This is a genomic window from Candidatus Methanomethylophilaceae archaeon (assembly GCA_017524805.1).
In the GTDB taxonomy this organism is placed as follows: Archaea; Thermoplasmatota; Thermoplasmata; order Methanomassiliicoccales; family Methanomethylophilaceae; genus Methanoprimaticola.
Window position 1 is genome coordinate 1 of the sequence record JAFXUX010000003.1, and the last position, 22,110, is coordinate 22,110.

A 22,110-nucleotide genomic window follows, 5' to 3' on the forward strand; every position below is an offset into this window, starting at 1 on the left:
AACTTTTGATAAGGCGAGACGTTGGGCTCTTAGCTTAGCCAGGTAGAGCGCTCGGCTCATAACCGAGTGGTCGCCGGTTCGAACCCGGCAGGGCCCACCATTTCCTTATCCAGATCGTCATTTTGAAATCCTATGATTTCGGATTTTCGACCGTTCCAAAGGCGTTGGCCCACGCAGTTTGGACCCGCTCTCGGAGAGAGCCCAAACCGTTTGGGCCGTAAATGGTTTCATCTGCGGTTGTTCGTCTGATTCCTCAGTATCCTCTTGATCACCTGGTTCTCGCTGTTCCTGGCGTAGTATCCCTCGGTGGTCTTCGTCGAGGAATGGCCCATGGCCACGGAGACGTCCTCTATCCTGTTGCCGCTGTCCAGGAGCCTCTGGCCGAACGCCCTGCGCCCGGCCCTCAGCTGGAAGCGGACCCCGATCTCCTTCTCCACGCATGCCTTCATCCTGCAGAAGCCCTGCTGGGTGTAGAACTCGTTGGAGTTGTTCAGCGGAGGGAACATCGACCTCGACTCCTTCCCGCGCTCGGCGAGCTTCGAGGCCCTGACGTCCAGGTAGTGCTGGACTATGTCCTCGACTCCGTCCATCAGCAGGACGGATCTGGGCTCGCCGTATCTCCCCTCGCCCTTGACGTGGACCACATGGATTATCATGTGGCCGTCCATGAACGACACGTCGTCGACATACACATGCGCGCTCCGTTCCTGAAGAGCGGGATATCGCTGACGACCGTGATATCTCGCTGCAGATCTCTGATCTGCAGCATAAACAGCGACGGCATCCTGTCGGCCGATCAACCAAGCAGGAACGTCAGGGAATACTTCAAGACGGCTGGCGTGAAACTGCAGAGGCAAATGGATGTCCACGAATACAAAGCGCAATTCCTCGAATCGAAATGTAGTGCTGAGATTTGACATCATCTTAGGTTAAGACGATGTCCGCATCAAAGCAAATGTAAAGATTAGGGGCATCCGGAATGATGTTTGCTCCTATCAAGAAGAATTCTTCTTCCCAGACTCGGCGAACTCCACGACGGCCGCGTCGAACTCGGCGGGAGCCATGTCGTCGAACACCTACCGTCTCCATTTGGTGTAGTCAGAGTTACCAGTCTTCACGGCAGCGAGGAACATCTCCGTGTTCACTATGCCGAACCTCTCGACAAGGCACTCCATGCCAAGCCTGTACATCTCGCTCATGGTGTAGACTTCATGATCCATGTCATTCCTCCTCCAGTGATATGAAGCCTACCGGAGATATAATAGAGACGATTTCCAAGAATATTTGGATGATCCGAATTAAGCGTTCGGACCAGAAGCAGCAAAGTTCCGGCCACGATGCCGGCCAATCCGATTGCGCCTTTCTTGGACAGCTTCTCTTTGAAGACCAGGAATGAGAACGCTATCGCGACCAGTATGCTGAGCTTGTCGATGGGAACGATTATGCTTGCGGGACCGGTCTGCAGAGCGCCGAAGAAACACATCCAGGACGCGCCCGTGGCAAGCCCAGACAGTACGACGAACAGCATGTCCTTCCGTCCTATGCCCCTCAGCTTGTCCTGTTTATTCGTCACACAGATCATCGTCCAGGACATGATCAGGACCACGACGGTGCGGATCGCGGTCCCCAGATTGGAATCGATGTCCTGCATTCCGACTTTGCCGAGAATCGACGTAAGCGCAGCGAACACCGCCGAGCCTATGGCGAACAGCAGCCAACCCGCGCGTTCGTTGGCCTCTTCGACATCCTTCTTCTCGATCATCATCATAGTGCCGACCAATATCAGCGCGACTCCGATGCACCCCCATGCCGACAGAGTCTCCCCCAGAAGGATCACGGCGAGAATGATGGTCAGGACATTGCTGGATTTGTCGACCGGGACGACCTTGTTCACATTGCCGATCTGCAGCGCTTTGAAATAGCACAGCCAGGAAGCTCCTGTGGCCAGACCTGACAGTATCAGGAACAGCCAGGTTTCCCCGCCTATGTCCCCGACGGAAGAGTATGAGCCTGCGGCCATGACGATAGCCCATGCGAACAGCATCGCCACTGCGGTGCGGTATGCGGTCGCCACCGTCGAGTCCACATTCTGCAGGCCGCATTTCGCTAAGATGGATGTCAGGCCGGCGAACAATGCAGACCCAACAGCCAGAAACAGCCACACTTCCTCCGCCATACCGCCCCATAGCTTTATTCAATAAGTAATGGAGAGGCCGAAGCCTCCCGGTTTCATTCCTCGCGTATGGCACCGTTCAGAATGACATGGGGCCTGCCATTCACTTCGATGATGTCCGCGTCCACGCCGTACACGGTGCGCAGATTCTCTTTGGTGATGACCTCTTTCGGAGTTCCGACGGCATAGATCGATCCTCCGTAAAGCATGATGATCTTGTCGGCATACTTCGCGGTGATGTTGATGTCGTGGCTGATCATCACTATGATCATGTTCTTGGTCCTCGGCAGCTCGCTGAGGATCCTGGTCACCTCCAGCTGATGGCGCACATCCAGATTGGAAGTGGGCTCGTCCAGGATGACCATGTTGGGCATCCTCACCAATCCCCTTGCCAGAACCACCTTCTGATGCTGCCCGGCGGACAGCTCGTTGAAGTTGCGCATGGCCAGATGCTGGATGCTCATCAGGTTCAGGACGTCGTAGACCTTCTCCAGATCCTCCTTCTTAGTGCCGAACTTGGCGTCGTTCTGGAGGCCCACCATGATGGTGTCGATGACGGTCAGAGGGAAATTGTCCTCCGAGGAAGCGGGAACATACCCCATGTTGGCCGCCAGCTCCTTCAGCTTCATCTCCCTGTTGTCTTTCCCGTCGATCAGGACTGCCCCGCCGGTCGCTTTCAGGATCTTGTTGATGCAGTGCACCAAGGTTGATTTCCCGACCCCGTTCGGACCCAATATGCAGATGAACTCCGGCTTCTCGAAAGTGTAATTCACTCCCGAGAAGACCGGCTTGCTTGGGTCGTATCCGAACTCCAGGTCTTTCAGTTCTACCTTCATGGGATCACCACGCGCTCTTCCTCTGCTTGATCAGCAGATAGAGGAATATCGGCCCGCCGATGAACGACGTGATCACACCCACAGGCAGGAATGTCGGCGCCAGTATCACCCTTGCGATAAGGTCCGAGACCATCAGCAGGACCCCTCCGAACACGGCCGCCGCCGGGATGAGATAGCGGTTGTCCGAGCCCAGGAACATCCTGACGATGTGCGGCGAAACCAGTCCGATGAATCCGATGATCCCCGTGAAACAGACGACCGATGCGGCCATCAGAGAGATCAGCAGCAGGAGGATGATCCTCAGCTTGTGGGCGTCCAATCCCAATGCCGTGGCGTTCTTGTCTCCGGTGATCAGGATGTTGAGTTTCTTGGACATCAGCATGAGCGTTATCGATCCGACCACGGTGAAGCACATCATTATCCCGCAGTCGTTCCACGTGACTCCGCTCAGATCTCCCACGGACCAGTTGAACACGGATGCCAGACTTGCGTCGGACAATCCGAGCTTGATCAGCGTGGTGCATGCGTTGAACAGATACATGACGGCGATACCCGCAAGAATCATGGTCGCCGCGGATGTGCTCCTCAGCGACGATACCAGGATGATCACCGCGGCAGGAATGAGCGAAAACACGAACGCGAACAGGACCAGGCTGACGCTCCCGCCGAATCCGGCGAAAGAGAGCCCGAGCCCCAGAGCCAATGTGGCTCCGAACGATGCACCCGATGATATTCCCGTGGTGTACGGATCCGCCAGGGGATTCTTCATCATGCTCTGCATGGCGGCCCCGGCGACGCCCAGCGACATTCCGGCGATCATGCCGGCCATTATCCTAGGCAGACGGATCGTGAATATCGCCCAATCCGCATCGGGATCCAGCGCATCGGGGTTGAAGAAATGGTTGAATATCGTTTCGTAGACCTCTATGAAAGAGATCTTCGAGGAGCCTATGGTGGTGGCATAGCCAATCACCAAAATCATTCCGATGATGCAGCCTAAAATGAAAAGCAATTTCCTGCGGGTATAGCGATGATACTCCGCCATCATCTGGTCGCTTTCCGTATGGTCCGTATTATCAACCTCTTTTCAGAAACGGAATGGGACTGAACGATCCGAAACGGACCGACAGGGGTCCGGCCCCCTGCCGATCCCCGGAAAATCAATTCATCAGTTCCTCATATTTCTCGTCGGCGAATTTGAGGTCGAAATATGTGTACTGGAACCATTCGCTGGCATTCACTCCGGGATGATACTCCTTCATGTAATCGTTGAACAGCTTTTCGATGTCGAAGTTGAAGACTCCGGGGTAGATGTGGTTGGCTATGTACGCGGTCAGGATGAACGAGGCCGCTCCCAGACGGACTCCCTGGGTATTGATGAGCACCTTGCCTTTCTCGTAAGCCTGGGTGTGGTCGATCGCCTGGATGCTCTTCATGTCATCCTCGTAGAGCTTGGTCAGATCCCACTTGAACGTGTCGATGACCGAGCCGTCTGTCTGCTCGAGCACTCCGTGCCAGGGCTGGAGGAGGATCCAATCGGGGTTCATCTCTTTGATCGCTTCCGCGTCGACGTTTCCCTTGGGATATCCGCGGTCGATGGCGGTGGACGCTCCGGCGAGGACGACAGGCTCGATGTATCCGTTCTTGTAGTCGACTACCGCGGAAGCGTTGTGGCTCGCGAATACGAACGGACGTTCCGACATGGGTATGTCCTTGACGTGCTTGGCGATCGTCTTGTAGACCGCGTCTGCCATGTCGACATACTTCTTGGCGTTCGCCTCGTTGTCGGTCAGGTATCCGAGCATGAGGATGCCGGGGATGGCCCATCCGTCCTCGTATGAGGGCAGCCTGATGATGTCGACTCCGCGTGGTCCGAGAACCTCTTCGCCGGTCTTGACGTAGTATCTCTTCGTCCCGGTGATTATGCAGCTGGGCATGTCTCCCGTCATGGATTCGTAGTCGGGGTGGCCCTGTTCCCGAAGCATTTCGCATCGCTGAACTGCGGATACCACTGCCTCAGCTCTCCCTTGCCGGGGACGTCTCCGACAGAGTCGCAGACCCATTTGACTTCGTTGGAGGTCAGACCGGCCGCGGCCGCCATCTCGTAGATTGTCTTATATGCCAGGCCGATGGTTGTCAGAGGATAGTTGCAGGTCGAAAGGACGTTGTCGACGTTGATGTAGTTGATTTTGATCCCATGCTCGCGCTTGACCATCTTCTTGACCAGCTCCAGATCCTTCGAGTCTACGGCGCCGTCCGCGTTGGCATCGGCCAATGAGCGGTTTATGGTCTTGCCGTCGTAACTGTCCAGAACAGAGACGACCACGGAGCCTGTGACTTTCCCGTCGATGATGTCCTGGATGTATTTCACATCGTCATCGTTGATGTAGTCGTCGTTGTTAGCGTTGCCTAATATCGGCAGCCTTCCCTCATATTCGTAGGTGGGCTCTTTCTCGCCGCCCCCGTTTGTGAGAAGGACAGCCGCTATTATGGCGGCCGCCGCAACGGCAACCACGGCTATTATTGCGATTATTTTTTTGTCCATGGATACCACTGTACGTATAATCCAGCAATAGACCCATCACTAACTATTTAACTAAAATAGAAAAAACATAGAGTAAATGAAATTATGGGACCATAAATACATGATGGATAAATGGTCCCATAATTTCATTTATGCCGTTGTCGGAACATCACCATAATATTTAGGTAAGGCAAAACACGGAAGGATAATACGAAAATCCCCAAGCCTTTGTAGCCTATGCAATTTGATTCCGATTCGTCGGAATCGGTCGAAACAGCTACGTTCATAGATGGCGATACCAAAATAACGTCATCCTCGTACAGGGACGATGCGGGATTGATGGTCGTATTCCACGATTGCCTTTCAGCCTGCTACAGGGGCATGAACTAGGGGCAGAAGTTCAATGGATTGCTGCTGAACGTATACATCTTGGGAAGCTCGCGCAGAACAAGCGATTCCTACGATGGAGAAAGGATGGCGGGATGCGGGAACATCGCCCGTCCGTGGACAAGCTGCTGCGACATCTCCTCCGAAACGAAGCGCATACTGTCTGTGGCCGTAGTCGTGCTGATAGACGATTTCAAGCTCAGCCGCTATGGGGAGCATACGGACATGATCCTCCAAACCCTGATGGGCAGGTACTCCGAAGGCAACATCCAGTTCGCGATGAGCGATGTGTCGATGGCTTACTGCTATGCGCTGTATAAGCTGCAGCAGGAAGACGATATGGGCCGCAAAAGTGACCTTGTCAGGGAGCTGGTCACAGGGCTGCTGCTCGAAATCTATTCCAATCATCTGACTTCATTGCCAGCGCATCAAATAAATGGTATGGCAGATCGGACCGCTGAAACACAATATCGGGACTATTTTCCCACACAGGAATGGATTTATCGTTTTTTATCAGCGAAATGCAGGTCGGTGCCGCAATGGCGGCGGCGAAGTGTCTGCACATCCGCATCCGCCGGACATTCTTAAGCCGAGAATTGGCCATGCACCCTCCGCGGAGTCCGATGGGAAGCCCGTTATCCGGTATTCTCGCAGAGGATATGCCGAGAATTTTTGGCAGAAGGACAAAAACGGTCGATTTCACGCGGCGGCATCGGCCGTCGCACCTCCAGAAGCCAATCCACTACATTCTTGATCTTGATCCCCAGCTCATCCCCCAAGCCGAACCTGTCCAAAGTCAGTATGGTCTTAGGGTAATTGTCCCTCTGCCTGAGAAGCGACTTCCTCTCCCGCTCGCGCGTGCCTTCGGACATCAGCGTCTGGCACACCTGGTAATATTCGACGGAATCGTGCCTTACAGCCACGAAATCCACCTCCGAATCCTGGTAGCTGCCGCATCTGACATCATACCCCCGCCTGAGAAGCTCCGCATAGACGACATTCTCCAGCGGCCTGCTGATATCCGTGCCTGCCGCCATTCCGAGCACGGCGTTTCTGAGCCCGATGTCCATAGCGTAATATTTGCCGTTGGTTTTTAGAAGCTTCTTCCCGACCATATCATAACGCTGGCAATGGGAGAACAGAAACGCGTCTGTCATCGCGGCCACGTACGTCTCCGCGGTGTTGGGCCCGAGCCCCACGGCCTTGGATATGGAAGAGACGCTGGTAATGTTCCCGATGTTGGAGAATAGGAAGCGGGCTATGGCATCAACCTTCTGGGCGCTGACCGCCCCGGCATGCCCTATCACATCTTTTATCACTATAGTGCTAAATACCCCTTGAAGATAGTCCTTCGCGTACCTGATGCCCCTGGACGGGCATACCGCCGGCAATCCGCCGAACCTCAGATAATCCGAGAATGCCTCCTCGGCGGAGACGTAACCGTGCATGGCCATGAACTCGCGCAGAGACAGCGGATGCACTTCCACCTCCACATGCCGGCCGGCGATATGGGTGGCCAGATCGGACGAAAGCATATCGGAATTGGATCCGGTCAGATATACGTCGACGTTCTTCATATGGTTCAGCGCGGAGACTGACATCTCCCAGCCTTCGACATTCTGGATCTCATCGAGGAGGACGTATGCGATGCGATCCTTCGGGACCCTCTCTTGGATGAACGCGTTCAGCTTCGATGCGTCGGTTATCCCCTGGCCTTCTATGCTCTCAAAATCAATATGCACTATGTCTCCCTCGGGGACGCCGGAACTGATGAGATCTTCAATGTAAAGCTCCATCAAAACCGACTTGCCGACGCGGCGCATGCCCGTTATGACTTTCACGATCCCCGTATCCCCGCGGCCGGCGCGGAGGCGCTCGAGATATCTTTCCCTGACAAGATATCTATCCATGGAGAATAATCAGTAATCATCTATAAAAATAATATTTATAGAATTTTTTAATATTATTCCAGAAAATCTATTATTGACTCATATATTCTTAAGGGAATTCCGGAATGGGTTGCCGATATCTGACCGAACGATATTTCACTTTTAACCGGACTTATACAAAACTATTCCAGAAATTGCTCCACCCAAAAAATGAAGGGATCCCATCCCAGACAAGATAGCTGACCCCATGGTTTCGCAGGAGGCGTCGAGGTCCGGATTCGAAAACAATCATCTCGAACTCCACCCTGAGAAACTCATGGTCCGCAACGTTGTAGCACCCTTGTGTTTAGAAGACAACCCCTCTCCTCTGATGCCGCTTTGACAGCGTCCCTGAACGAATAGAGCCGCTTCTTCTCGTTTATTCGCTTTTTTGCAGACTTTCTAGGGGAGACCGCCCAAATTCTCCTCGAAAGAATACATCAAGTATTGGTCAATGAGAGCCGCGTTCTGCTTCAAACGAGAAATGATTCAGCCGGTAGCCCCGAATTCCCTGGGATGATCGAAGAATTGTCGCGGAGAAATCTTCGCTGATGATGAAAAGTTTAGTTATTCGAATCAGAAAATCGTTTTAATACCTCCGTCTAAAATGGCGTCATTGTTAACAAAAATGTTCAACAAGATCAGTATTGTAATTGAAATTACTGACAAAATCGCGTCATTTGAAATGATGAAAAGGTGAGAGGCCGAAGCCCCTCGTTTAAAATCAGGCAACAAGCTTGAGGACCTTTTCGGATCCCGCGAAGATGTGTCCTTTGAGTTTGGAAACACTCTGGCTGATAGTCTTTCCGGAAGCGTCAACAAATGTGATGCCTCCGAAAGCACCCGTACCGATGGATTTGAGGCCGTCGCCGAAATCGACCATCTTCAACGCGCTGCATCCGAAGAATGCGTAAGCGCCGATGTACTTGACTTCTCCCACAAGGTCGATGTACTGAAGGCTGTCACAATTTGCGAAAGCCTTGAATCCGATGGACTCCACGTTGCTGACATCGATGCTCTTCAGGGTCTTGCAGCCCTTGAACGCATTATCAGCTATGGATTTGACTGCAAATGTCGCTCCATCGTATTCGACGGTAGCAGGAACGGCAACAGCGATTATTTCGCCCTCATATCCGCTTACGGCAGCCATCTTCTTCTTAGCATCGGTCACAGTATAAACAAGAGAATCCACAGAGAATTCGGTCCCATTGACGATTCCCTTGTTGTCGAGCTTCAGTTTGCCGTCGGCTCCGACGAATTTCTTTCCGGCCAGATCTCCAACTGCCGCGCTCTTTCCATCGAAAGACACGCCTGAGAAAGCGCTCTTGCCGATGGATTTGAGACCGTCAGAGAAAGACACGGAAGTCAGTCCGGTGCATCTGAAGAAAGAGTACGCTCCGATGTATTTCACAGAGGAAAGGTCGGCAGACTCAATGGAGACGCAGTTCGCAAATGCTTTGAGACCAACGTTGGTCACAGGTCCAAGGTCTATGGACTGGAGATCGGTGCAGGTGTAGAATGCCTTGTCGGCAATCCTGGTGACCTTGAATCCGTTGTCGCCTATGGGGTTGTCCACCGTGGCGGGGATCTTCACGTCGGTAATACCATCTTCATAGCCAATGACGGAGAGTGTCTTGCTGCTGAGCGAGGTCACCTTATAAACGAGACCGCCCTGGGAGAACTCATAGCCAACATCAGGAGTGACTCTGAACCAGCCTTCGAGGGTTCCGGTATATCCTCTGTTCTCGTTTCCTTTGAGTACAATATGGTTCAGCTCGCTGGAAGTGGTGTTGATCTCTCCAGGTTCGTCATCGACAAGTATGGTTCTGCCCCATCCGTCATTGACGCTCAGAGTATAATCTTCGGGTTCAAGTACATACCCGAGGGCATAGATGAACACCTTGTTGTCAAACGTCTCTTTGGTTATAGGGCCGTTCAACTTGATAGTATTGACAAGAAGCATTCCGTCAAGTGTGACAATGTTAACTTCAAATGTGCGAACAATATCTACAGGTTTGAACCCACTGTACTCAACGCATTTGAACCGCCCATTATCTTTAACAACAACTATTTTGAAATTCTCGTAGGACCCAGTTACGTAGTTCTCATCTTCATAGTAGACAACAAACGTATTATTCACGAGTTCCACAGTAAAAGTTGCATTTTCATTCTTGGTAATGCCATTTTCTACAAGAACTTCGCCATTCTTTTTTATGGTTATTTTCGATGCAACTTTATAGTCTACAGGGGCGGATTTGAAGGAATACTTGTAAGAGGGACCAGGCTTAACATCATTATCTGAAATGGTGGCCTTATAAATGTGCCATTCTAGATCGAAACAATCATAGAAATTTATACCCCACTCTCCATAAGTTTTCTCTTCACTTTCCTCTCCTAAATCAATGGCCATTATATAAGGAGCACCATCGACATTAGTTTCGGTTTTTTCCGTATCGCCACTGATGTTTACTCTGTCCTGTATTTGAGCCCATTCAACATCTTTTCTGTTGTTATCCCCATCGATAAAAGAAAGATATTCTATCGCGGGACCATGACTCTTCCCAGTGTATACTAATTGCTGGTAATGAATAGGTTCAATTGATATTTTGCGGTCTTCTTTGAGAACATCCTGAAGGCTCTTTTTCGTTATAGTCCACTCTATAGGCGTTCCTGGAATTTCTATATTTTCGCCTAATTTAATAGCCCACTTCAAAGAATATTTACCAGCATTTGTGGCAGAATCCTTTTCGTAAAAAACTAACTCGAATCCAGGAAGTTTTGATACCTCCTCTAAGGCATCATTGTCAATGTGTAAATACTTACGATTTCCAGATGAATCCATTTCGACTATGGATTGTTCAATACCATTGTAAACCAATTTACCGGCAGTAATTATAGTACCGATACGTATTGTCACAGGTAGATCGATCGTAGGAATATAAACGACAAAACTAGATCCGTTGTCCGTAATCTCAACATTTACAGCAACGGTAACTTTTGCATTTGTTTCGAGAAGATGGGTTTTCTCGTTATACTGTAGTCCAGTTAAGGTTATTACTACAGGTGCTCCTGGATCGGTTGGGTTCACAGATAGTACTTTGCATGTGCACCGCTCACCTTGCTCGTTAATTGCGGTCTCGCCTGCAACACTTATGTAGTCTATATCTTTTATTTCCAAACTGATTTCTTTTGTGCTATCGCTGATGCCACCTAGGTCTATAATTGCATTAAAGAACTTAGCTCCATCATAGCCTATTAATGCCTTATAATAAAACATATAATCGCCATGAATGACATCGGATATATTTTTCGGAGGATAATCAGGAAGATCCTCGCTTCCATCAGTGTCATCCAATGCAATTACGCCATTGAACAAGCAGCAAACCGACAGCAATGCTATCAGCACTTTTATTTCTGTTTTCATTCAGCACCTCCTACCATTAGATTGGATAGGCCGAGCGTACCCACCTGATTGAAAGGCGCATGCGCTCCATAGCAGATCGGCCGATTCTCTGATTGCAAGAACCAGCTTCGACCATCTCTCTCCTACCTCTGCACTTACTGCTAGCACATAGGCCGAGTCTGCCATACGCCGATTATCACAGAGACAGGATTTATTACTTTCGAAAACCGAAAAACGAAAATCCATAATACAAGAGAAATAAACGCCCCCAAAACAAAAAAAAATACCGGTATGGAGTTGCACTATGATGTTACAACTTTGATTGTTAAGACCAAAGATTATTGCCGTATCAAATCTGAATCATAATAAACGACCCAAAATAATTGCGAATTATTGCAGCCAATCCCTAGAAATAGCCTACAGACATTACGTCACATGAAAGCTATCAAATCGAGACGCGGCTCAGGACAGCACCATATATTGTATATTTGGATGATATAACCAATATCCTATCAGTTTAATTGTTTCTATTTTCGAAAACCGAAAGATGAGATTATCCGCTGGAACCCTCTAAACCAACTCATGAGCGTGTCCCCCGCATCCCAGCCGGACAATCCACTGGAAGAAAAGAATGCCCAGACAATACTGATAGTCCTGTTGGAATGCGGTGAGCAGAAGAAAACGACGCTCATGAGGCTGGTCTCCAAATCCTCCTCGATGCAGAACAGGATGGACTCTCTCGAAAGCAGCGGGCTCATAAAAACAAGGGCCGACAGCTTCAGCTACAACACGAAATGGGTCGACCTGACCGATAAAGGCAGAGATGTGGCGGTCCTCCTTAAACAGATACACGAAATAATGAGAAACCGAAAGGAAAAAGCGGCACAGGCGCGAAGCCCATGCCTTGTTTGGTCATTCGTCCTCTTCGTCGAACGTTTCTTTCAGGATGACGTGCGGGCTTCCGTCCACCTCTATCACGTCGCAGTTGATGCCGTAAACATCTCTCACAAGCTCCGGCGTGATGACATCCAGCGGCTTGCCTACCTTGTATATGATCCCCGGCTCCTTCATGACTATTATCTCATGGGAATACCGGGCCGCGATGTTCAGGTCGTGGCAGATCATGATAACAAGCTTGTTGTCCACTACCGCCAGTGCGCGCAGCATCTCGGCGACGAACACCTGATGCTTCACATCCAGGTTGGAAGTCGGCTCATCCAGGATCAGACACGGAGTCTCCTGGACAAGCCCTCTGGCCAAAGCCACCCTCTGGTGCTGCCCGGCGGAGAGCTCGTTGAAATTCCTCATTGAAAGGTCCTCCAGCGAAAGCATCTCCAGCGCCCTCCTGACGATCTCCAGGTCTTTATGGGTGGTTCTCCACCCCTGGATATTGTGCCTCCCGATGAGGACGGTGTCCATCACGGTCATGGCGAAGATGTCCTGCGTCCCAGCCGGCACGAAGCCGACTTTCATGGAGATGTCCTTCATCGTCATCTCCTTGATGTCGACGCCGTCTATCAGGACCTCTCCCGTGTATCCCTTGTTGATGCGGTTCATGCACTTCACGAGGGTGGACTTCCCGACCCCGTTGGGGCCTATTATGCATACCAGCCCCGGCTTGTCGAACTTGAGGTTGATATCCGAGAGAACGTGATGGGTCTTGTAGCCGAAACTCAGATTCCTGACTTCGTATTCCATCGGATCACCACACGTTGGAGTTCTTCCTCAGGAGCAGCCACAGGAACATCGGTCCTCCGAGGAACGCGGTTATCACTCCCACCTGGAGCACCGCGGGCTGGATGATGACCCTTCCGACCAGATCCGAGACGACCAGCAGAGCGCCTCCGAACAGCGCCGCCGCCGGGACCAAGTATCTGTTGTCGGCTCCGATGAACAGCCTGACGACGTGGGGCGCCACCAATCCGACGAAACCGATCAGGCCGGTAAAGCTGACGATTCCGGCGGTTATCAGCGCCACCAAGACCATCATTATGGTCCTGAGCTGGGCGGCGTTCACTCCCAGGGAGTTCGCCATGTCGTCCCCAGTCGACAGCACGTTGAGCTTCTTCGACAGGAACATGATTATCACCGCGCCTACGGCGGTTATGCCGAGGGACACCACGATGTCGTCCCAGCTGGCTTTGGCCAGGGACCCGACCTGCCACTGGTACACGGCTTCCAGGTCGTTGGGGTCCGCCATGAGCATCATGACGGTCGTGAACGCGTTGAATATGTACATGACCGCGATTCCGGCCATGATCATCGTCGTGGGGGAGGATTTCTTTACTCTGGCCAGGCCGACGATCAGCGCGGTGGGTATGAGAGAGAAAACGAACGCGTTGCCTATGACATCGTATCTCCCGCCGAAAATGCTGAATCCCGCAAGCATGGCGAGAGTCGCGCCGAAGGATGCGCCGGAAGAGACTCCGGTTGTATAAGGGTCCGCCAGAGGGTTCATCAGAGTGCTCTGCATGGCGGCTCCGCATATGGCCAGGCCGGCTCCGGCAACCACTCCCATGACCACGCGGGGCATGCGCAGCGTGCATATGGCGTAGTCGAAAGCGTCGTTGGTGATGTTCCCGGTGATGTGGTTCCACATCGTTTCGTAGGTTTCGATGAAGGTTATGTCCATGGGGCCGATTGTGGTGGCGAGACCAGCCGTGACCACCATGACCACTATGCATGCGGCCATGAAGACCCATTTGCGCCAGATGTACGTGTCATACTGGTGGTAGGATTCCTCGTCCTCCTTGGTCTGCTCGCGTTCGTCGGTCCATTTGCTGAGCGCCCTCAGCACCTTCTTACTGATGAGAGGGTCTTGTTTGAGGTCTGAAATGTTTTCATCCATCTGTCCTGCCACCGTATAAGAATAAGAAAACGAAGGGAGCCCGCCCCAAAGCGGGAACGGGCCGGTTTATGCTCATGGGGAGGTCTTGCCGAGCTTGAAGACGATAAGTCCGCCGCACTCCTTGATGTCCTTGTTCTTGTCGATGAGGGTGTAGTTGTGGAAGTACTCGTTGACGTAATTCCATCCGTCCGCCTCGCTGAAGTACTCAGGATAGATGTAGGAGCACAGGAGATACAGGACGGCGACTCCGGCGAAGGTTCCGAAGGTCTCGTAGCACACTCCGTACACGTCTCCGTTCTTGTACGCGTCGAATTTGCTGTAGTAATCCGCCTTCTCCTTGAACGCGGCGTAAGCGTCGGAGTAGGAAGTCTCGTTGGTCAGCTTCCCCCACAGGCTGATGATCAGGACGTCGGGGTTCTGGGTGAACAGGTACTCGATGGTTGTCGTGTAGCAGGGGCTGGTCGCGACGGTGGAAGGCTCCAGCTTGGCGGTCAGAGGGAGGTTTGAAGCGACGTTGGTGTAGTCTCCCATGGTCCTTCCGGTTGCAAGGGCGTCGTCGACGCTGGTCTCGACGGCCTGGTTGGTGTTGTACGGGATGATGAAAGTCTTCTCCTCGATTCCCGCGTTGTCGAAGATGGTCTGTATCTTGTTGTCGAGTCCGGTCCAGTAGTTGTAGAACTCCTTTCCCTTTTCCAGCTTGTCGAACATGAAGGAGAAGGTCAGGAATCTGTCGATGGGCTCCACGTTGGCGATGTACTTGCATTGGTCAAGCCTGACGTTGATGTAATCGATTCCCCAGCCGGCTTCGTGGAGAGCGTTGTTGACATCGAGGTTCCTGGATCCGGTGATGACTGTGACGCCAGCGGCCTGGTAAGCGGCGAGGTCGGCTTCGACGGTCTGCTCGGTACCCATATTGTACAGTTCGTGGACTCCGGGATACAGAGTGTCGGTCACACGGTCTCCGACCCATCTGTCGATACCGGCGGTGACGCGGTCCCAGATGCCGATGATCTGGGCGGCCATGTAGCCGTAGTCATAGTTGATGCCGAGGTTTCCGGTGATCGGATAGTGGATGTACTCGGGGTATCCGTTGTCGTTGACGTAGTAGAGAAGAGTCTTCTCCTTGTTGATGATCTTGTTCAGAGCGACGAGGTCGTCGTTGTTGACCTTTTTGTCGCAGTTGACGTCGGCGAGAGGATATTTGGTCTTGTCCCAGACGCCAGTATTGATGATGTTTTTCAGGATGAAAACGTCGTCGGAATTGATGTCCATGTCGTTGTTGACGTTCCCGAAGATCAGAAGGTTGCATCCCGAAACCTCGAATTTGTCATAGCATTCCGCTTTGCCGTTGATCGAGGCGTTCTGAGGGGCATCCTTGATATCGTCCAGATTGTAGGACCTCTCGTTGCTTTTATTGGATGTCAAAGCCAATGCGGCCGCTGCCGCTATGATGATGGCAATAACAACCACAGCTATAATTGCTACTTTCTTATCCATCAAATCACTTGGATAATATATCCGACAGTCAAATTATTGGGCCTGTATATCTATTCTTTGACAGTAAACTTGTAATACAATATGGTCAACATCCAAAATTCTGTGATATTATACAATCGCGTTACAGAGCTCCGGCTGCCGCTGCCATCTGGATGCTCCCTCTCGCACTCCGTTCCGGCTGCCCTCTGGGAACCAATAAGTTGCCATCTTCGTGCTCCCTCCGCTCTTGGCGATGAGCCCCTCTTTCCTCATGGATTGGAGCAGATTGGTCGCTTTCACCCCGATCTGCTCTGCGGTGAGAGGCTTGGACGCCCTGGACCTGAGCAATTCCGCCACGTCCGCACGGGATACCGGGCCTGAAGCCATCAATTCAAGGACGGCATCGCGGTCGCTCATCCCGCGGGATCCGCCCGGAATCACCCTCGATATCCCTCCCTCCGTGTCCGCCAGACCCCTTTCGATCAGAGATTTCATCCTCCTCTCCGGGACCAGACGGCCGGTGTATATGCGGTCCAAGTCGATCAGCGTCCCTATGTCCAGACCGGAAACGGAATCCATGACCCTCGGCAGATCGCCGTAACGGATCCCATGGAATGTCACCGACACATAATCATCGTCGATGCGATACGAAGGCAGCGGGAAATGCCTGTGGGCCTGGCTCAGGTACATACCGCGTATCCCGGTCCCTTTCCCGGAGACCATCCCCGACTTGGCCATCGCCTCCCTGAGATAGCGGTTGCGCACCGGCGATGGGACGGACCTGCCTTCGGCGAAGGATTCCGGGTCGCCGAAGAAAGTCCCCCTGCTGCGGACCGAAACGGACTCCCCGTCCCTCTCGGTTATTTCCACCGTCCCCCCGAGGGAATAATCCTGATGGGCGAACGCGTTCAGTATCGCCTCCTCCAGGCTGGCTATGCGGTATGCGCTGACCGCCCTGGGGCTCTCTCCGCCTATATCTGCCGACCAGTTCCTTATCGCGGAAGCAGCTTGGATCGCAGCGAGAACGATCGGACCGCTGAATGTCCTCTCGTCCGAATGCCCCCCGCCGGGATCGGCCAGCCTCCAGCGTATGCGCACCGACGGCGGGATGAGACGCTCCGACCGCTTCCCTAGAAGGATGGCCGCCGCGACTGTTACCTTTCCCCTCTTCAGGACGCCAGCTTTGGTCAGGAAAACCCCGTCGTCCCAATCCTTGGATTCGTCCGCGCGATCCGGGAATGCCAGCGCATATTTCGCCCTCAGAGCCCTCACCGCCTCCGGGTCAAGGCTCCTGAGGTCTGCATCCGGCATCACGTTCCCGGTCCAATCATCATACGTCCCAATGCCGCCCATGCATCCTGATAACTGTTCGCATTAATCTCATTTATTCTCATTTTTATTTCCTAAAAGGGCATCCATCGACGATTTTCCCATATAACCATTATATACCGACAAAAAATGGGATTGACATTACCGGAAACCGCTGGTTCCGGAGGTAAACAAATGAAACTCAAAATGCCAGACAAGCCCATTCAAGTCGACTCGAGCCTTCTGACCAGATACAACCTTCCCCGCGTTCAGAGGGCCATGGCCCAGTGCCTTCAGTGCGGCTATTGCATCGACGTGTGCGAAGCCCACAGGCAGACCCCTTGGGAATCCGTCACCCCCAGAGGGAAAATCTACTACATCAAAACCATCGACACCAACGGGATAGGCACCGTCGACAAGATGCTCGGCAGGAAGGTCGAGCTCGCCCCCGATTTCGTCGACGCGATGTACAAGTGCACCGGATGCGGGAACTGCGAGGTCGTCTGCCACGCTCAGATCAAACTCGTGGACCTCTGGGAGGACATGAGAGCCTGGCTCGTCAGGAACGGCGTGGCCCCTCTCTCCGCGCACAAAGGAATCGCGGAGAAGATCTCGAAATACCACAACTCCTTCGGCGAATCCCCCGCCAAGAGGGACGCATGGTGGCCCAAAGACGTCCCCAAGTCCAACCCTCCAGACGTCATATTCTTCGCGGGATGCACCGGTTCCTACAGGATGCAGGGAGTCCCCCAGGCAGGAGTCATCGTTCTGAGCCGCGCCGGCGTCAAGATGAACTGCCTCGGCGACAAAGAGTACTGCTGCACATCGCCCCTCCTGAGGACCGGAAACGACACCCTGAGCCTCGAGGCCTCCGAGGTCGTCGTCGAGAAAGCCGACGGAATGGGAGCCAAAGACATGGTCATGACCTGCTCCGGCTGCTACAAGACCGTCTCCAGCAACTTCGGCAACTATTACGCCAAGGTCGGACAGAACGTCTACCACTTCTCCCAGTACGTCGAGAGGCTCATCAACGAGAGGAAACTGCCTCTGAACAACGAGTACAACCACAAGGTCACCTACCACGACCCCTGCCACCTCGGAAGGCACTCCGGAGTCTACGACGCCCCCAGGAACGTCATCAAGAAGATCAAGGGCGTCGAGTTCGTCGAGATGGAGAGGTCCAGGGAGAACTCCAGATGCTGCGGGGCCGGAGGAGGCTACAAGAGCCAGTTCAACGACTTCGCGGTCAACATCGCCGCGGACAGGATCAGGGATGCGGAAGCCACCGGAGCCGACGTGCTCATCACCTGCTGCCCGTTCTGCGTGCTGAACCTGACCCAGGGCGCCAAGAAAATCGGATCCAACATCAAAGTCTTGGATCTGGCCCAGGTGCTCCTCGAAGTCACCGCCCCCAAGGAAGCTCCGAAGGAGTGAGAACCATTTCCCGGGGGAAACCCCGGTTTTTTTTATGTCATTCGAACTTCTGTCGCCCGAGCTCGTCTCGATCCTGTCGCGCAAAGGGATAACGTCTCCCACCCCGCCGCAGGAGGACGCCATACCCCGCATCCTCAGAGGGGAGCACATACTCATCGTGGCGCCCACCGGGATCGGCAAGACCGAAGCGGCGGTGCTCCCCGCTTTGGAGAAGATCCATCGCTCCCCCGGGAAGAAGGGATTCAGATGCATCTACATCACGCCGCTCCGCGCCCTGAACAGGGACATGCTGAGGAGGATGGTGGAATACGGCGGTGCGCTCGGCATAAGGGTCGGAGTGAGGCACGGGGATACCACCCAGTACGAGAGGTCCAAGCAATCCGAAGACCCTCCGGAAGTCCTCATAACCACCCCTGAGACCCTGCAGCTGCTGTTCATAGGGAAGAACCTGTCCAAGCATCTCTCGGCGGTGGAATGCGTCATCATAGACGAGATACACGAGCTCGCGGACACAGAAAGGGGAGCGCAGCTCAGCGTCGCCATGGAAAGGCTCAGCGCCATAGCCGGGAATTACCAGAGGATAGGCCTTTCCGCCACTGTGGGCGACCCGATGTCGACAGCCATGTTCCTGGGCGGCAGAGGCAGGAGAGTTTCCGTAAGGATCCACGACACCTACCGCGAGTTCGAGATATCTGTCGAGAGCCCGGACCCGGAGAACGACAATACAAGCCTCTTGGACAGGCTCCAGGGGGACCCGGAGATCGTCGGGGTCATGGAGAGGGCGAGGGAGATAATAGACGGCAGCAGGTCCGTCCTGTTCTTCGTGAACACCAGGGAGACGGCCGAATGGCTAGCCGCCCGCTACCACGCCTGGGACGAGAGCATTTCCGTCGATGTGCACCACGGGTCCCTCTCCAGGGAGAACAGGACCGACATGGAGGACCGCTTCAAAAGGGGAGACATCAAAGCGCTGATATGCACGTCGTCTCTGGAATTGGGGATCGACGTGGGCACCACGGACATGGTCGTCCAGTACAATTCTCCGAGAAGGGTCTCCCGCATGATACAGCGCGCCGGGAGGGCCGGACATCGCGTCGGGGAGAAGATCAGGGCGACCGTCCTCGCCACCGCCCCGGACGAAGTGGCCGAAGCGCTGGTGATCGCGAGGAAGTGCTCCTCCAAAGAGATCGAGAGCAGAGAGGGAAGGCCGTCCCCGCTTAGCGTCGTGGCGAACCAGCTGGTGGCCATGGCCATGACCGGACCGGTTGAGAAAGATTTCGCCTATTCGATGTTCTACGGCTCATACTGCTTCAGAACGCTGAAGAGAGAGGATATGGACGCCGTCCTGGCCCAATTGGGATCGATAAAGCTGGTCTTCGACGATGGGGAGAAGTTCAAGCGCTCCCGCAAAGGCATGGATTACTTCTACAGCAACATATCCATGATCCCGGACGAGAGGAACTACAGGATACGCGACATAGGCACCAGAGCGATAATCGGAACTTTAGATGAGAGCTTCGTCGCCACCTTCGAGGAAACCCACGCGCTCTTCATCGCGAAAGGCCGCACCTGGCGCGTCGTGGAGATGAGGGACGACGAGATCCTGGTCGAAGAGACGCGCGACATGGGCGCCGTCCCGAGCTGGGTCGGATCGGACATCCCCGTACCGTTCGGAGTCGCACAGGAGGTGGGGAAGATGCGCCGCGAACGCGACTTCGGCTCCTACCCCGGAGACGCCAATTGCCGCCGCGTCCTGGAGGGATTCTTCGCCAAGCAGGATTCCGACCACCCGATGCCCACCGACCGGACGATAACGGCGGAATTGGGCGACGGCGTTGCGATCATCAACTGCTGCTTCGGGACCCGCGTGAACGAGACTTTAGGAAAAATATACGGCGCCCTGCTGTCCGCCAGGCTGGGGGAGAGCGTTGGGGTCACCGCAGACCCATACAGAGTCATACTGGAGCTTCCCCGCCACGTCAGCCGGGACATGCTGATGGAGACCGTGCGCTCGGTGAAACCCGGAACCGTGGAAGCGCTCGCCAGGATGGTCATACTCAACTCCACCTTCCTCAAATGGAGGTTCGCGTTCGTCGCGAAGAAGTTCGGGATAATAGAGAAGACGGCGGACCACCGCTTCATCAATTTCAAGAAGCTGTTCGAGATCCACGAAGGCACCCCGGCGTTCAAAGAGGCCGTGAACAAAGTGCTGTGGGAAGACCTGGACATACCGAACACGGAGAAGGTTGCCTCCATGATGGCTTCCGGGGAGATCGAAGTCGTCCCGGACTCGCCGTCGCCCATAGGGCTGGAAGGCATCACCAGATCCAAAGAGCTTATGCAGCCTCTCCGTGCCGACCACGCGATTCTGATGGCCCTCAAAAGGAGGCTTGAGAACGAGGTCATGTTCGCCACCTGCATCAACTGCGGGAGCCAGAGGAGATTCCGCGTCGCAGATGCCCCCAAAAGGTTCGGATGCGAGAAGTGCGGGGGATGCATGGTCGCAGTCCTGAAGGAATACGACAGGGATCTCGCGCGCCTGATCGGGAAAAAGGATCCGAGCCCCGAGGAGGTAAAGGATCTAAAGAAACTCAACAGAATCGCTAACCTGGTCAACGCATACGGGAACCGCGCCGCTCTTGTCCTGGCAGGGAGAGGCATCGGACCGGACACGGCCTCGCGCATACTCCGCGCCATGTACATCGACGAAGACGGCTTCCTCCGCGGGATACTGAACGCCGAGATTCTTTACGCCAGAAACAAGCAGTTCTGGGACTGATAACGTCGCCTCTTGCCGCGATCCAATTTGCTCAGGTCGTAAGGCGTCTCCTGATAGACGTAATAGTTCAGCCAGTTGGAGTACAGCAATGTGGCGTAGCTCCTCCAGCTCAGGATCGGGTCATAGCTGGGATCCCCCTCAGGGAAATAGTTCTCCGGCAATCTGGGGTCCATTCCCCTGTCGAGATCCCTCTGATATTCGTATGCCAGCGTATTCGCATCATACTCCAGATGGCCGGTTATGAAAATCTCGTTGCTGTCGGACAGGATTATCCCGGGATCTTCCCCGTCGCCGAGAGCCGCTATGCTCAGCCTGGGGCAGCGGACTATATCCTTGGACAACACTTCCGCGTGCCTGGACTGGGGCATCCTGAACACGCTGTCCATCCCTCTCATCAGAGGCTCGCTGGGCATCATGTTCCTGTATTGGTATATGCCGCTCTTTTTCGACGGAAGCAGATGCTTCTCTATCCCGTACAGATAGTTCAGCCCGGCCAGAGCCGCCCAGCAGATGTACATCGAAGTGGTCGCGTGGGTGCGGCACCAATCCATGATGTGGCACATCTCATCCCAGTAATCCACCTCCCCGAAATCCTTCCTCTCCAGCGGTGCCCCCGTTATGATCATCCCGTCGAAATTCTCGTCCTCTATGTCCGAGAACTTCCTGTAGAATTTTGAGAGATACTCGTTGGATGTGTTCTTGGACTCATGCGTGGCGGGGACGGCGAGGGTTATGTCGATCTGCAGAGGAGTGTTGCTCAGAAGCCTCATGAGCTGTATCTCGGTCTCCACCTTGGTCGGCATCAGATTCAGTATCGCTATCTTAAGAGGCCTTATGTCTTGGGTCCTCGCCCTCGTCTCTTTCATGACGAATATGTTCTCGCTTTCGAGCGCTGAGAACGCGGGAAGGCTGTCGGGAATGTTGATTGGCATTTTTTACCGACGGCAATATGCATAACCGCATATTTAGAAATTACCTACCTATTTAGTAGGTAAATATAAATATCGCACAACC

19 protein-coding genes and 1 tRNA gene are annotated in these 22,110 nt (G+C 53.6%); 6 read left to right on the forward strand and 14 right to left on the reverse strand.

What is annotated here, in order from left to right:
• The first annotated feature begins 23 nt into the window (after positions 1–23).
• A tRNA-Ile gene (locus IKP20_00140) sits at positions 24–100 on the forward strand.
• A gap of 127 nt (positions 101–227) precedes the next feature.
• On the opposite strand, the gene IKP20_00145 is transcribed toward IKP20_00140, so the two are convergent.
• Complete coding sequence (locus tag IKP20_00145; GenBank protein MBR4503391.1) at positions 228–692, reverse strand: site-specific integrase; 465 nt, start codon at positions 690–692, stop codon at positions 228–230.
• Here IKP20_00145 and IKP20_00150 point away from each other — a divergent pair, their 5' ends adjacent.
• A complete protein-coding gene (locus IKP20_00150) occupies positions 693–917 on the forward strand; it encodes a hypothetical protein (protein MBR4503392.1) in 225 nt (74 codons plus the stop codon). It begins immediately after the preceding gene.
• 159 nt (positions 918–1,076) lie between these two features.
• Here the strand turns inward: IKP20_00150 and IKP20_00155 are convergent, their stop codons facing one another.
• The 6 genes from IKP20_00155 to IKP20_00180 form a co-directional block, all read right to left on the reverse strand.
• Positions 1,077–1,220 carry a hypothetical protein gene (locus IKP20_00155; GenBank protein ID MBR4503393.1) on the reverse strand — a complete coding sequence of 48 codons (144 nt, stop codon included), beginning with the start codon at positions 1,218–1,220 and terminating at the stop codon, positions 1,077–1,079.
• Entirely contained in the window at positions 1,196–2,176 is a 981-nt protein-coding gene (locus IKP20_00160) for an EamA family transporter (protein MBR4503394.1), read from the reverse strand. The genes IKP20_00155 and IKP20_00160 overlap by 25 nt, the downstream gene beginning before the upstream one ends.
• A 53-nt stretch (positions 2,177–2,229) precedes the next feature.
• The gene (locus IKP20_00165; GenBank protein ID MBR4503395.1) at positions 2,230–3,009 is read right to left on the reverse strand and encodes an ABC transporter ATP-binding protein; all 780 of its coding nucleotides are present in this window, start codon (positions 3,007–3,009) and stop codon (positions 2,230–2,232) included.
• 4 nt (positions 3,010–3,013) lie between these two features.
• Positions 3,014–4,057 (reverse strand): iron ABC transporter permease, encoded by a 1,044-nt coding sequence (locus IKP20_00170; protein MBR4503396.1) that lies wholly within the window; start codon positions 4,055–4,057, stop codon positions 3,014–3,016.
• A 112-nt stretch (positions 4,058–4,169) separates the two neighbouring features.
• Complete coding sequence (locus tag IKP20_00175) at positions 4,170–4,994, reverse strand: ABC transporter substrate-binding protein (protein MBR4503397.1); 825 nt, start codon at positions 4,992–4,994, stop codon at positions 4,170–4,172.
• A complete protein-coding gene (locus tag IKP20_00180) occupies positions 4,955–5,554 on the reverse strand; it encodes a hypothetical protein (protein MBR4503398.1) in 600 nt (199 codons plus the stop codon). Before IKP20_00180 ends, IKP20_00175 begins: the two co-directional genes overlap by 40 nt.
• Positions 5,555–5,770: 216 nt before the next feature.
• Here IKP20_00180 and IKP20_00185 point away from each other — a divergent pair, with 216 nt between their 5' ends.
• Both IKP20_00185 and IKP20_00190 read left to right on the forward strand, forming a co-directional pair.
• A complete protein-coding gene (locus tag IKP20_00185; protein ID MBR4503399.1) occupies positions 5,771–5,923 on the forward strand; it encodes a hypothetical protein in 153 nt (50 codons plus the stop codon).
• Positions 5,924–5,941: 18 nt separating this feature from the next.
• A complete protein-coding gene (locus tag IKP20_00190; GenBank protein MBR4503400.1) occupies positions 5,942–6,508 on the forward strand; it encodes a hypothetical protein in 567 nt (188 codons plus the stop codon).
• A 47-nt stretch (positions 6,509–6,555) separates the two neighbouring features.
• Here the strand turns inward: IKP20_00190 and IKP20_00195 are convergent, their stop codons facing one another.
• From IKP20_00195 to IKP20_00220, 6 genes are all read right to left on the reverse strand, one after another.
• On the reverse strand, positions 6,556–7,830 hold the full coding sequence (locus tag IKP20_00195; protein ID MBR4503401.1) for an ATP-binding protein: 1,275 nt from the start codon (positions 7,828–7,830) through the stop codon (positions 6,556–6,558).
• Positions 7,831–8,572: 742 nt separating this feature from the next.
• Complete coding sequence (locus tag IKP20_00200) at positions 8,573–11,272, reverse strand: leucine-rich repeat domain-containing protein (protein ID MBR4503402.1); 2,700 nt, start codon at positions 11,270–11,272, stop codon at positions 8,573–8,575.
• Between the two features lie 891 nt (positions 11,273–12,163).
• Positions 12,164–12,949 carry an ABC transporter ATP-binding protein gene (locus tag IKP20_00205; GenBank protein ID MBR4503403.1) on the reverse strand — a complete coding sequence of 262 codons (786 nt, stop codon included), beginning with the start codon at positions 12,947–12,949 and terminating at the stop codon, positions 12,164–12,166.
• Positions 12,950–12,953: 4 nt separating this feature from the next.
• Complete coding sequence (locus IKP20_00210; GenBank protein ID MBR4503404.1) at positions 12,954–14,099, reverse strand: iron ABC transporter permease; 1,146 nt, start codon at positions 14,097–14,099, stop codon at positions 12,954–12,956.
• A 72-nt stretch (positions 14,100–14,171) separates the two neighbouring features.
• Complete coding sequence (locus IKP20_00215) at positions 14,172–15,596, reverse strand: hypothetical protein (protein ID MBR4503405.1); 1,425 nt, start codon at positions 15,594–15,596, stop codon at positions 14,172–14,174.
• Positions 15,597–15,704: 108 nt separating this feature from the next.
• The gene (locus IKP20_00220; protein MBR4503406.1) at positions 15,705–16,928 is read right to left on the reverse strand and encodes a hypothetical protein; all 1,224 of its coding nucleotides are present in this window, start codon (positions 16,926–16,928) and stop codon (positions 15,705–15,707) included.
• A 162-nt stretch (positions 16,929–17,090) separates the two neighbouring features.
• On the opposite strand from IKP20_00220, the gene IKP20_00225 reads away from it, so the two are divergent.
• Entirely contained in the window at positions 17,091–18,317 is a 1,227-nt protein-coding gene (locus IKP20_00225; GenBank protein MBR4503407.1) for a (Fe-S)-binding protein, read from the forward strand.
• Positions 18,318–18,351: 34 nt separating this feature from the next.
• On the forward strand, positions 18,352–21,096 hold the full coding sequence (locus IKP20_00230) for a DEAD/DEAH box helicase (protein MBR4503408.1): 2,745 nt from the start codon (positions 18,352–18,354) through the stop codon (positions 21,094–21,096).
• Here the strand turns inward: IKP20_00230 and metA are convergent.
• The gene (gene metA, locus IKP20_00235; protein MBR4503409.1) at positions 21,066–22,028 is read right to left on the reverse strand and encodes a homoserine O-succinyltransferase; all 963 of its coding nucleotides are present in this window, start codon (positions 22,026–22,028) and stop codon (positions 21,066–21,068) included. The two genes, IKP20_00230 and metA, sit on opposite strands and share 31 nt — an antisense overlap.
• Between the last annotated feature and the right edge of the window lie 82 nt (positions 22,029–22,110).